Annotated in this window: 10 protein-coding genes; 1 reads left to right on the forward strand and 9 read right to left on the reverse strand. The window is 38.4% G+C overall.

The window, feature by feature from the left end:
• Nucleotides 1-9: 9 nt before the first annotated feature.
• From gatB to pcrA, 5 genes are all read right to left on the reverse strand, one after another.
• A complete protein-coding gene (gene gatB, locus AB5M32_RS03545) occupies nucleotides 10-1440 on the reverse strand; it encodes an Asp-tRNA(Asn)/Glu-tRNA(Gln) amidotransferase subunit GatB (RefSeq protein WP_010737716.1) in 1431 nt (476 codons plus the stop codon).
• Entirely contained in the window at nucleotides 1437-2909 is a 1473-nt protein-coding gene (gatA, locus tag AB5M32_RS03550; protein WP_010718984.1) for an Asp-tRNA(Asn)/Glu-tRNA(Gln) amidotransferase subunit GatA, read from the reverse strand. Before gatA ends, gatB begins: the two co-directional genes overlap by 4 nt.
• Nucleotides 2909-3214, reverse strand: a complete 306-nt coding sequence (gatC, locus tag AB5M32_RS03555) for an Asp-tRNA(Asn)/Glu-tRNA(Gln) amidotransferase subunit GatC (protein ID WP_010718983.1) — start codon at nucleotides 3212-3214, stop codon at nucleotides 2909-2911. The genes gatA and gatC overlap by 1 nt, the downstream gene beginning before the upstream one ends.
• Nucleotides 3215-3322: 108 nt before the next feature.
• Nucleotides 3323-5353: an NAD-dependent DNA ligase LigA gene (gene ligA, locus AB5M32_RS03560; RefSeq protein WP_161651782.1), complete on the reverse strand. Its 2031-nt coding sequence runs from the start codon at nucleotides 5351-5353 to the stop codon at nucleotides 3323-3325.
• Nucleotides 5354-5369: 16 nt separating this feature from the next.
• Complete coding sequence (gene pcrA / locus AB5M32_RS03565) at nucleotides 5370-7607, reverse strand: DNA helicase PcrA (protein ID WP_368024316.1); 2238 nt, start codon at nucleotides 7605-7607, stop codon at nucleotides 5370-5372.
• A gap of 230 nt (nucleotides 7608-7837) precedes the next feature.
• Between pcrA and AB5M32_RS03570 the strand changes: the two genes are divergently transcribed.
• Nucleotides 7838-9397, forward strand: coding sequence for a ClC family H(+)/Cl(-) exchange transporter (locus AB5M32_RS03570; protein WP_368024317.1), 1560 nt, complete (start codon nucleotides 7838-7840; stop codon nucleotides 9395-9397).
• 109 nt (nucleotides 9398-9506) lie between these two features.
• Here the strand turns inward: AB5M32_RS03570 and AB5M32_RS03575 are convergent, their stop codons facing one another.
• The 4 genes from AB5M32_RS03575 to AB5M32_RS03590 are packed head-to-tail and all read right to left on the reverse strand — an operon-like array spanning nucleotide 9507 to nucleotide 13138.
• On the reverse strand, nucleotides 9507-9746 hold the full coding sequence (locus AB5M32_RS03575) for a hypothetical protein (protein ID WP_010718979.1): 240 nt from the start codon (nucleotides 9744-9746) through the stop codon (nucleotides 9507-9509).
• A 28-nt stretch (nucleotides 9747-9774) separates the two neighbouring features.
• Nucleotides 9775-10383 (reverse strand): hypothetical protein, encoded by a 609-nt coding sequence (locus tag AB5M32_RS03580; protein ID WP_010718978.1) that lies wholly within the window; start codon nucleotides 10381-10383, stop codon nucleotides 9775-9777.
• A gap of 22 nt (nucleotides 10384-10405) precedes the next feature.
• A complete protein-coding gene (locus AB5M32_RS03585) occupies nucleotides 10406-10930 on the reverse strand; it encodes a hypothetical protein (RefSeq protein ID WP_010718977.1) in 525 nt (174 codons plus the stop codon).
• Nucleotides 10931-10942: 12 nt separating this feature from the next.
• Complete coding sequence (locus tag AB5M32_RS03590) at nucleotides 10943-13138, reverse strand: hypothetical protein (protein WP_368024318.1); 2196 nt, start codon at nucleotides 13136-13138, stop codon at nucleotides 10943-10945.
• Nucleotides 13139-13396 lie beyond the last annotated feature (258 nt).

Consider the following 13396-nt stretch of genomic DNA (forward strand, 5'->3'; position numbering starts at 1 on the left):
GATCTACTCCTAGCGTTTTGCTAATTCTTCTTGCAACAGTTTATTAACGACACCTGGATTGGCTTGACCTTTAGTTGCTTTCATGATTTGTCCTACTAAGAAACCAACCGCACGATCTTTTCCGTTTTTGAAGTCATCTACTGATTGTTGGTTATTATCTAAGATTTCGTTGATAATTGGTAATAGTTTGCTTGGATCAGACAACTGAACCCAACCATTTTTTTCAACAACATCTTGTGCGTCGCCACCATTTGTGATCAATTCTCGGAATACTTTTTTCGCAATCTTAGAACTAATCGTACCATCTGCAATCAGACGAATCATGCCTGCTAGATTTTCAGGAGTCAAGTTCGTTTGAGCTAATTCTAGTTTCTCACTGTTCAAGTAAGCAGATACTTCACCCATTAACCAGTTAGATGCCTGTTTTGCATCCGCACCATTCTCTAAAGTCGCTTCAAAGAAGTCAGACATTTCTTTTGATAGAGTTAGAACCATTGCATCATACTCAGGTAACCCTAATTCTTGGATATAACGTTGACGACGAGAAGCAGGCATTTCCGGCAAGCTTGCTTTCACTTTTTGGATCCATTCATCGTCAATCATAAATTTAGGAATATCAGGTTCAGGGAAATAACGATAATCGCTAGAACCTTCTTTGACACGCATCAAAATTGTTTTATTAGTTGTTTCGTCAAAACGTCGTGTCTCTTGTTGGATTTCTCCACCAGAAAGTAAGACTTTTGCTTGACGTTTTTCTTCGAAGGCTAGACCTTTTTTAACAAATGAAAGGGAGTTTAAGTTTTTCAACTCTGCTTTTGTTCCAAATTCTTCCTGTCCATAAGGTCTTAAAGAAATATTGGCATCACAGCGCATAGAACCTTCTTCCATTTTCACATCACTAACTTCAGTAAATTGGATGATTGAACGCAATGCTTCTAGATAAGCATAGGCTTCTTCTGGTGAACGCATATCAGCTTCAGAAACGATCTCGATCAATGGTGTCCCTTGACGGTTTAAGTCAACGTAAGAATAGCCACCAATACCATGCATGTTCTTACCAGCATCTTCTTCTAAGTGAACTCGTTCGATCCGTATTTTCTTTTTCTTACCTTCAACTTCGATCTCGATCCAACCGTCATGCCCAATGGGTTGATCAAATTGTGAGATTTGGTAAGCTTTTGGATTATCTGGGTAAAAATAGTTTTTACGATCAAAATGTGTGTCTTTAGAAATTTCACAGTTCAAAGCGAGTGCTGCTCGCATACCGAATTCTAATGCTGCTTTATTCATTACTGGTAAAACACCAGGATATCCCCAGTCGATCACATTTGTATTGCTGTTTGGTTCAGCTCCAAAATGTGCAGGAGCTGGAGAGAAAATTTTTGAGTTGGTCTTTAACTCAACGTGGACTTCAAGCCCAATGATTGTTTCAAAGTTCATTCGCCTTTCCCTCCTAAAATTGCTGGTTTTTGATTATGGAATTGTGTTGCTTGCTCAAAAGCATAGGCTGCTTGGTACATTGTTTTTTCATCAAAATAATTACCAATGATTTGTAAACCAACCGGCATATTCTCAGATAATCCCGCAGGAACTGACATTCCAGGTAAACCAGCTAAGTTAACAGGAATTGTTAAGATGTCACTCATGTACATCGTGATTGGATCGTTAATGTTTTCACCGATACCAAATGCCACTGTTGGAGAAGATGGGCCGATGATCAAATCGTAGTCTGCAAAGACTTTTTCAAAATCACGTTTGATCAATGTTCGAACTTGACCCGCTTTTTTAAAGTAAGCATCATAATATCCAGCACTTAATGAGAATGTTCCCAACATGATCCGACGTTTGACTTCTTCGCCAAAACCTTCAGTACGTGAATTCACATATACATCTTCTAAGTTCTTCACATTTTCTGAACGGTAACCGAAACGAATACCATCAAAACGTTGTAAGTTGGAACTTGCTTCTGATGAGGCAATGATATAGTAGACTGCTACCCCATATTTTGAATGTGGCAAACTTACTTCTTCTACAGTTGCGCCTAATGAACGGAAAGTTTCTGCCGCTTTCAAAATGTTTTCTTTTACGCCAGGAGCGACTCCTTCGCCAAGATATTCTTTTGGTAAAGCAATCTTCATCCCCTTGATGTCGCCAGTCAATCCTTCGGCAAAATTAGGAACAGAAACACCAGAAGATGTGCCATCTTTTTCATCATAGCCACTGATTGCTGTTAAAGCTAATGCATTATCTTTCACGTTGCGAGTCATTGGCCCGATTTGATCTAGTGATGAGGCAAAGGCGATCAAACCAAAACGTGACACACGTCCGTAGGTAGGTTTCATTCCCACGATTCCATTAAATGAAGCTGGTTGGCGAATACTTCCGCCTGTATCACTACCTAAGGAAACTGGGATTTGTCCAGCAGCGACTGCAGCAGCCGAACCACCAGAAGAACCACCAGGAACTTTCGAATGGTCCCAAGCATTTTTTGTTTTCTTAAAGTAAGAAGTTTCTGTACTTCCTCCCATCGCAAACTCATCCATGTTCAATTTACCAACTGGAATCATATCTGCTTGATACACTTTGTCCATGACAGTAGCATCATAGATAGGATCAAAATTATAAAGAATTTTGGAAGCTGCAGTCGTCAACAGATCTTTGGTAACGATATTGTCTTTGATCCCAATTGGAATCCCAGCTAAGACATTATTTTCGTCAATTCCTTTTTCATCTAACGCTTTGGCTTGTGCCAGAGCTTTTTCTTCATTCAATGTAATAAAAGCTTCAATCTCTGGCTCAGTTTCTTTGATTCGCTCAAAGGTTGCTCTTGTTAAATCTTGTGCAGTGATTTCTTTAGAAACCAGTAATGCGTGCAATTCTTCTAAAGAAAGATCATATAGTTTTGTCATTATGCGCCAGCCTCCCCATTATCAATAATTGCTGGCACTTTGATAAAGCCATCTTCTTTTTCTGGTACATTTCTCAACAATTCATCGCGATCCCAACCAGCACTTGCTCGGTCTTGTCGCATAACGTTCACTGTTTCAACCACATTTGATGTAAATGGAACACCTTCTGTATCAACTTCCTCAAGCATTTCCACCATATCAATGATTTTCCCTAATTGATCAGTAAAACTTGCAAGTTCTTCATCTGCGAACGCAAGTTTTGCTAATTTGGCAACGTGTTTTACTTGTTCTTCACTGATCGCCATACTACCCCTTCTTTCTAAACGAGTTAAAAACTTTGCTCTCTATTTTAACATAAGTGATTCCCATCTGAAATTGTTTCTTGAAATTTGTCTGAAAAAAATCAGATTTTCTTAATTAAAATGACTGTCAGCTAATGCTTCTGCCATTTTTTCTTCTGACCATACATCGATTCCTAGTTCTTGTGCTTTGGTCAGCTTACTACCAGCGTCTTCGCCTGCTACCACGATGTCGGTTTTCTTAGACACACTGCCAGTAACCTTACCTCCAAGATTTTCAATGGTTTCTTTTGCTTCTTCACGCGTAAAACGAGTCAATTTCCCTGTTAAAACCACTGTTTTTTCTTTAAAAGGTGATTCGATCGTTTCGATCTGTGAAGAACGAATCCCTTTATACTCAAAGTTGACACCTGCTTGTTTTAGTTCGGACATCAAGTCATGGACCTCTTCATTACTGAAATAAGTCACTACGCTATCAGCAATCGTATCGCCGATCGTGTCTAAAACAATGATTGATTCAAAGTCACTTTTACTTAATGTTTCCAGATCGCCAAAATGCTCTGCTAATATCTTTGCTGCCTTGGAGCCGACGTGGCGAATCCCTAAGCCAAATATCAATCTTTCGACCGAATTATCCTTACTATCGTGGATTGCTGTTAATATATTATTGGCTGATTTTTCTTTGATTTTATCTAACGTCAGCAATTCCTCTTCCGTTAGCTTGTAAAGATCAGCCACATCTGTAACTAGTTGTTTATCATACATCTGTGCCAATACTCTTGGTCCTAGGCCATCGATATTCATGGCGTTACGTGAAACAAAATGATTCAATCCTTCTTTGATTTGTGCTGGACACTTCGGATTGATACAACGAAGAGCAACCTCTTCATCAAGATGAACTAATTCACTATGACAGATCGGACAATGTGTTGGTAAAACATAAGGTTCGCTATCAGCAGGTCGTTGATCCAACACGACTTGTGCTACTTCAGGGATAATATCTCCTGCTTTATAGATACGAACAATATCGTTTAACCTTATATCTTTTAACTTGATGTAATCACCGTTATGCAGACTTGCTCGACTAACTGTCGTGCCAGCCACTCGTACCGGAGTCATAATCGCTGTAGGTGTCACAACACCAGTCCGCCCAACCGTCCATTCGATTTCTTCGATCTTCGTTTCTACTTCTTCCGGTGGGAATTTATACGCTGTTGCCCAACGAGGTGCTTTGACAGTAAAACCTAATTGGTCCTGTAAAGAAAATTCATTCACTTTGATGACGATTCCATCAATTTCATAGGTTAAGTCCATTCGTTTTTCATGGTATTCTTCAATAAATGACCAAACTTCATCAATCGAATGACACAAACGCTTTTCGTGATTCGTATGGAAACCGATCTGTTCTAATTCTTCTAAAGCATCATATTGGGTTGTTGCTTTCATCGGTCCAAAATCCGCTACCGTATATAAAAAAGTATCCAAATTACGTTTTGCAGTAATTTTAGAGTCCAGTTGTCTCAGTGATCCTGCAGCTGCATTTCGAGGATTTGCAAAAATATCTTTCCCTTCTGCTTCTCTTGCTTGATTTAATTGCACAAATGATTTTTTGGGCATAAAACATTCGCCGCGGACTTCGATACTGATAGCATCTTTCAACTTCAATGGGACAGAACGAACTGTTTTTAGATTTTCTGTGATATTTTCGCCAACCGTCCCATCTCCTCTTGTTGCACCACGAACAAATTCGCCATTTTCATAGCGCAAGGAAACCGATAAACCATCAATTTTTAACTCACAGCAGTAATCAACAGGGCGACCAATCGCTTTTTGGACACGTTGATCAAAGGCAAAGAGTTCGTCTTTGCTAAATACGTCATTCAAACTATAAAGCGGAATATCATGAGTCACTTTTTCAAACCCACTGAGAACTTTCCCCCCTACTCGCTGAGTTGGTGAATCCGAAGTGATTAAATCAGGATATTGCTCTTCAATTGCTACTAATTCAGCATATTCTTGATCATAAACATAATCTTCGACAGTTGGTTTATCTTCAACATAATATTCTCTGGACCAACGATTTAACCGAGATCGTAGTTCTTCTGCTCGTTTTGCAGCTTCATCAATTGTCATTTCATGTTCCATCGTTTATCCCCCCTGTTTAAACTTTTTCAATTGGCGCAAATGCTGCTAACAACCGTTTCACACCTTGACTAGGAAATGCCACGTCCAATTCTAAATCTTTGGCAGTACCATTTACCCTTACCACTGTTCCGATCCCCCATTTTTTATGGTTGACTTTATCGCCTGCTTTCCAGCTATTGCTTTCTCCACCAGTTGCTGTTTTTGAAGAAACAACAGTTGTTACTGGTTGTTTGCAGGCTGGTTTAGCTGTTCTGCTCGTAAAAGGACTCGTTTGTTTTGGCGTTGGCCGCATGCCTTGGACTTCTAATAATTCTTGATCGATTTCTTCTACAAAGCGAGAAGGTCGATTATATTGCGTCCTGCCATATAAGGTACGGGAAAAAGCATTGGTCAGGTAGAGTGCTTCTTCTGCTCTCGTGATCCCGACATAAGCAAGTCTTCGTTCTTCTTCCAATTCGCTTTCTTCCATCAAGGCTCGTGACAATGGGAAAACTCCTTCTTCCAAACCAATCAGAAAGACGACTGGAAATTCAAGACCTTTTGCGGCATGCAAAGTCATCAATGTCACTTGGGTGGTTTCTTCTTCTAAATTATCGATGTCTGAAACTAAGGCCAAGTCATTTAAAAATACAGTCAATTTTTCTTCTGGTGCATCCGCATTTTCTTCATTTTGTTTTTCAAATTGTTTATCAAATTCTTGAGTAACGGTTAAAAATTCTTCCAAGTTTTCGATTCTTGCTTGTGATTCTAAAGTATTTTGAATTTTTAAGTCTTCTAGATACCCACTACGTTCTAAGATTTCTTTTGTCAGTTCGGTCACTGTTAGATAGGGAACCATTTGTGTGACGTCATTGATCATATCGCCAAAAACTGCTAATTGTTGACCGGCTTTTCCACCAATGTTAGTTAAATCAACATTTTGCGCCGCTTCAAGGAGTGGCCATTGGTGGATCGTCGCAAAACTTCTTAATTTCTCGATTGAGCCAGGTCCGATCCCGCGTTTAGGCGAATTAACGATCCGTTCAAAACTGATTGAGTCTTGAGGATTCGCAATCACATTCAAATACGCTAAAATATCCTTAATTTCTTTACGGTCGTAGAACTTATGTCCGCCCACCATTTTATAAGGAATATTCGCTTTTAGTAAGGTTTCTTCCATCACACGAGACTGAGCATTAGTTCGATACAAAATCGCAAAGTCGCCATAATTCCGTTGATTTTCACGAATTTGCTCTTGCATACGATCCACGATGAAACGTGTTTCATCTCGCTCGTTATCTGCACGGTAGTAAGTGATTTTATTTCCTTCCCGGTTTTCTGTCCAAAGATTTTTCGGCTTTCGATTGCTATTATTTTCGATCACTTGGTTGGCAGCACTTAAAATTGTTTTAGTCGAACGGTAGTTTTGCTCTAATAAAATGACTGTGGCATTCGGATAATCTTTTTCAAAATCCAAAATATTTTGCATATCAGCGCCACGCCAACCGTAAATACTTTGATCAGCATCCCCCACAACACATAAATTTTGGAATCTTTGGGCGAGTAGATTAACTAAAGTATATTGTGCATGGTTCGTGTCTTGGTATTCATCCACATGGATGTAATGGAATTTATTTTGATAATAAGTCAAAGAATCAGGATGCTCTTCAAATAACCGAATGGTATTCATAATCAAGTCATCAAAATCCATACATTGGTTATATTGTAATTCTTTTTGATAAGCTACATAACACTTAGCTGCAATTTCTTCATAGTAACTTCCTTGTAACTTGGCAAACTCCTGAGGGTTTTGCAAGTTGTTTTTTGCTTGCGAAATCGTTCCAAGTATACTTCTTGGATCGTATTTTTTCGGATCAATATTCAATTCTTTTAAGATACGTTTCATTAAAGACAACTGTTCAGAAGAATCGATAATGGTAAAATTTCGGTTGTAACCGATGAAATCGACATCTCTTCTTAAGATACGCACACACATGGAATGGAAAGTCGATACCCAAACATCTTCGCCACCATATTCTAAAATGGCATTTACCCGCTCCTTCATCTCTTTAGCGGCTTTATTGGTAAAAGTAATCGCTAGGATGTTCCACGGATTTACTTCCTTTTCTTCAATCAAATAAGCAATTCGGTGGGTCAAGACCCTCGTTTTCCCACTACCTGCACCGGCCATCAATAATAGTGGTCCCTCGGTATGAAGAACCGCTTCTTTTTGTCGAGGATTCATCCCATTCAATAATTCACTTTTGGATGACATTTACAACATCCTTTCTTTTATCAATCCGTTTAATTATAGCATTTCCCCAGCTTTCATTAAAGCATATATTATCTATGAATAGGGTAGTAATAACCGCAATCTGATCACTGCAAGCGAAATGAAAATTTGTTTGCAAAGCGATGAATTTGCAATGAAAAAAAATTTCTTTTCTTTTCCTCTTGTAAAAAAGAAAAAATCACGCTAAATTAAATTGAAACGAGGGATTAGCAATGAAAGCAAAAACATTATTTAAACATGTCGACAAAACGCAACTATATTATATTTTAAAAGGGGTCTTAGTTGGGTTGCTCACTGGCGGTATCGTTAGCATTTTTCGCTTGGCAATTGAGAAATTTGGTGAATTGACCGAACAAGTTTATCTTCATAGTCAACAAGAACCTTTATATTTAGCATTTATCTTAGCAGCTTCAATTATTATTGCTATTTTTGTGGGATTTCTTATCAAAAGCGATCCCGATATTAAAGGAAGCGGCATTCCCCAAGTCGAAGGACAATTACAAGGAGAATTAACAGTCTCATGGTTTTCTGTTCTATGGAAAAAATTTATTGGAGGCGTGTTATCGGTTGGTTCCGGTTTATTCTTAGGTCGAGAAGGTCCATCAATCCAGTTAGGCGCAGTGGTTGGTGAAGGAACAAGCCAATTATTAAACAGCTCTTCAGCTGAAAAGAAAATTCTTATCTCTAGCGGAGCGAGTGCGGGATTAGCAGCAGCATTTAATGCACCGATTGCTGGGTTATTATTTGTTTTAGAAGAAATCCATCATTCTTTCTCTCCATTAGTTTGGCTGACATCCTTTACATCAGCGATCACTGCTAATTTTGTGTCACTTTATTTTTTCGGTTTGAAACCTGTATTGTCTCTGGGAAAAATTCCGTCTTTACCGTTAAAATATTATGGTTTTTTAATTATTCTAGGTATTATTCTCGGTGTGCTAGGGTATATTTATCAGATCGTTTTGCTTAGCTTACCAAAATTTTATCGAAAGCTGCCAATTCCTGCACACTTTCACGGAATCGTTCCTTTTCTTTTAGTTTTGCCGATTGGCTATTTTTGGCCAACAATCCTAGGGGGCGGAAACCAGATCATCATCACTTCAGGACATGCCTTTTACCCATTAACATTGATTGCAGGTCTATTTATCTTACGGTTTTTCTTTTCTATGGTTTCATATGGCGCCAGTTTACCGGGCGGGATTTTTTTACCAATCCTAACTTTAGGTGCGCTGATTGGAGCATTTTATGGAGGGGCTTTAGTGAACTTAGTTGGTATGAATCCGATTTATGTCAAAGACTTTCTCGTGATTGCGATGGCAGGTTACTTTACAGCAATCGGAAAAGCCCCGTTGACTGCAATTATCTTAGTAACGGAGATGGTCGGTTCTTTGAATCATTTGATGCCTTTAGGTGTCGTTTCACTCTTCGCTTACGTTAGCAATGATTTATTAGGAGGCAATCCGATTTACGAATCTTTACTCGAGCGATTGATTCAACAAGAAAAACAACCAATATTAGTCGGCAAAACAACCTTTGATTTTCCAATCACTGCGGAAAGTACATTGGATGGACGAATGGTCAGAGATTTCAATTGGCCAAAACATATGTTACTCGTTTCCATTATTAGAGGAAATAAAGAGATTTTAACTCATGGGGATACAATCATGAATGTTGGCGACATTTTAGTCATCTTAACCGATGAACGTCATCTTTCAAGCGTACGGAAAATGATTGTTGCTCGCTCTTCGATTTTAACGACGAAACAAGCCTTTTAGGCAATAAAAATTTGCTCTTACGATTAGCCAGTATGCTAGTGGTAAGAGCAAATTTTTATTTTATAGGGAAATACAACCAGTATCTTTATCTTTAAATAAACTTTTCATCTTATTCTCTTTCTTTATTTCCCCAAAAATACTTCACTGTAATTGTTACTCCTACAAGGAATATTCCCAAGAAACTAATCATTAAACTGTCTGTGTCCGTTGTTTTGGGGAAGGTACTCATCGTTTTTACTTCTGTTTTAATCACATAACCTGGTTTTTGAGCCCCTGCACTTTCTTGCTGGTCATTTGGCAGTTCGGCATCAATTCCAAGTGATCCTTTTACGTCAAGTGTTGCCTTCATATTATCCCTTCTAACTTTTTTAATCAGTTTAAGGCGCTGCTGTCCAAGATACAGCATCTAATTGCAACGTCAAATTGAACGTTGGTGTACTCTTGGTTGCTGTGGTAGAAGATACTGTTCCAGCATAGTTGAAGGTGGTCGAAAAAGCATTATTTGCGGTACCATTTGCAGTTAGTTTTCCTTCATTGTTTGCTAATGTAAAGAGTTTGACTGGTGTCGTCGCAAAATCTGTGAGTGTTCCTGCGGCGATCAAGGAAGTGTTCGTTGCTGCTGGAGAAACAAGATTTAGACTAGAAATTTCTGTGATACTTTCGGCATTTGTTTGCGCGAAATCTGCAATGGATACATCAACTGGACGTCCCGATTTATTTTCAATATTATAGGTTGGAGATTCAATATCATTTCGCCCGCTTACGTTATAGAATATGGTCGCTGTATCTAATGTCACATTGATCCAATTGTCATGACTTTCCTCAATCGCTTCTTCTGGATCTGTGTTATCTAATCCAATCGTACCATTGATTTGAATATCGGCTTGGTCAACACCAATCACGTCTTCCGCTTGAACCATTGCGGGCGCAACAAATCCAACAAAACTCCCACTAAACAACATACTTACAAGTACTTTTTTCATCATATCAATAAACCCCTTTTATTTTTTATTCAACTGTTAATGTAACTCCTGCAGCCACTTGACCTTTTTTTTCGTTGGTGTCTGGGTCATACAAACTAAATAAAGCAACTGATGGATACTCCCCCTTTTCTAATGCCTGTTCCAACGTGACATTTTTTATTTCATACCCGGGCTGAATCGCACCGGAAGTATAAACAAGTTGATTGTTCTTTTTTTCTCTAATTTCTACATTGATCGGATAGCCATTTTCACTGGGATTTTTTATCATCAATTCGCCGCTCCCTGTTTGTCGATCGATTTTCGCTTCAGGTGAGATAACTAAATTGAATTTGCTTTTATCTACTGCAACCTGTGCAATTTTTTTCTTTTCAGAGTCAGAGATTTTTTGGGCATCTTTCCCAGCGGGTAAAAATTCGCCACTAACAATAGTAACGGGCTCTGGTTTTGCTTGAAGATAATAGCGGTACACTAGCCAGCCACTTAGCAACAACAATAATCCTAGTAGAATGAGTAGTACCTGTTTTTGTTTTTTCCGTTTTGTTTCTTCCATTGCTTTTCTCCTTTATTCTTTAGCTGATAGTTGATAAGTAAAGGCATAACTAGGATAATATTTTTGTAAAATGTTTCCTGAAAATTCTCCAGCTAAATAAAGTTCAATTGGTTCTGTTAAAAAAGGGGCAATTTCCAATCTGTCCACATTATTTTGCCCGACAACCAACGGTCCCATCGTTGTCCCATCAGTGGCAACAAGATTAAGAATCAACTCGTTATGATTTCCGTCAGAAAATTGATTGACTAGCACAACTGATGAATCAGCTGTAAGATCTTGAACCGTGCCAATCGTAAAATCAATGGGATAGTTACTCGAACTAATGATTGGTTTGGTCGAAGATGCCGTGTCGAATGCACCTTCTGTTTTCGATTCAAATATCATTTCTAAAGGTACTTCCACACTTAATGGACTTTTGACTACTTCCACCTGTTGTTCTACCCAAAGGCTTTCAGTTAAATAGGCTTGAAGTTCGGGATCATCGTTGACGGCACCAGCTATTTTTGTATAGACAAAATAAGTTCCAGCTGGTAGTTTTTCTTTTGTCCATGTCATTCCCGCGGTTTCTTCGACTGCGATCATCCCATCTGTATTTTCATCAGCAAGCTCAACTTGTTGTTGTGCTTCCTCAGTCGTTAAATTGGTTTCACTCCAAAGTTGTTTCGTACTTAATTTAAACGTCGTTGCCTTTCCTATCCGACTGGCTGGCTCATAAGCATTGATCGTAGTGTCTAATTGACTTTGTCCGACCGCTACACTCGGCTGTGCTTTCCAATCGGTAATATTGATTTTTTTTTGATAGATTGCTTGTTTTAGAGCTGTATTTGTAAAGTAACTGTCATTTAATGTAGCTGTACCAGCTCCTACTACTTCCTTTTTTTGTAAACTTTGATCAGTTGCTAAATAGCTAAATTGATAGCCTCCTATTTCTCCTGCTACTCCATCGATCCGGTTAAATGTCATATTTCTAGCAAACAAGCCGTTGGTATTAGAAGTATTTTGAAAACGAACAAAATCGGGCTCATCCGCATTCATTACAACATTTCCATTTGAATTGAATCTGCCTTGGCTGATCATTGAAGTTTGTGAATTAGCGCCAAAATTGATTTCTGCTGCTTGACCATTCGTAAAATTCATTGGCTTGTTACCTGTTTGTTCATACAAAAATTTAGCATTTTGACCAATCGTAAAAATTAATCCTGTCCCATCATAAGAAAAATAATCTTTGCTTGATGTCAATTGCACATTCGCATTTTCTTCAAGAGTGACTCGTATTTTCCGATCACCCGATCCGCCAGAAGCTGAACCATAAAATAAAGCGAGATTCGTACTCGTTTGGTGGTTGATAATCGTCGTCGAATCTTTCGCAAATGTAATGTTGTTTCCTTCCATGAACTCTTCGCTGTTTGCTCCTGCTTCACTGACAAATTCATTTTTCCCCTCAAAGGTGAAGGTGGATTCTGTATGCCAAGCTAGAAGTGGTTGCGCCCCGGTCTTGCCATAATAATTGACGTTTTCAAAAACCGCGTCAAATGAGAGGACAGATAAACTTCCAGCCCCTAAGATCCCGTAGTAAGATTGGTTACCATAGATAACGCCATTTTCATCAGTTAGTGTCGCGCTTCCAAAATTCATGTTTTTCAATTTGATTCTTAATCCACTAATCTTCACTCGATAGCCAGTATTCGAAGCGGTTGAGTTGGAAGCGTTGGTATATAGCATATGATGATTTTGACCATCGATCTCGACATTTTTATAAAACTCAAAAACATCCGCATCTGTATACACGATGTCTGCTGTCAAAGCAACATAATAGGTTCCCGAACCTGAATCATTATTGATCTCACTCATTACCCTAATTAATTCATCTGCTGTTGCTGCAGTATAAGGACTTTCTAATGATCCTTCTCCAACTAAAGGACTAATTGCACCAATTTCGTCGGACAGTTCAGCGTTTTCTGCTAACACTTGTTTTGTTTCTTCGCTACTTGTTGATGCTTCGGTGATTTGATTATTGACATCTTCATGGGATTCTTCCGTAGTTGTCTCAAAGGAAACGGAGTACTCATCACTTGTGCTCGTTTGCACATTGTCATGGAGATTTACACTATTCTCAGAATTTTCTTGTGCATCAAAGTCATTGACTGGGACAATACTAGCACAAAGAATAAAGAGCGATAAAACAACCCATTTTGTACTTTTTTTCATATTCCCCTCCTCTATAACCATTCTTTTTTTATATAAAAGCGCTTTTGATTAACATTAGATTACAAAAAAATGATACTATACACATTTATATCCGTCAATAAATAACTAATTTCTAATCACAAATCCTATATTTATGCATCTATTGATCACTTTCGCTTTCCATTTTTTAATTTTCAAAAAATTTGCATTTAATCTCACAAAAAAACCTTCTTACGAAAATTATTGTTAAATTCCGTAAGAAGGTCTCATATTTATAAA

Origin of the sequence: Enterococcus sp. C57, from assembly GCF_040887305.1 — a bacterium.
GTDB lineage: Bacteria > Bacillota > Bacilli > Lactobacillales > Enterococcaceae > Enterococcus_B > Enterococcus_B hirae.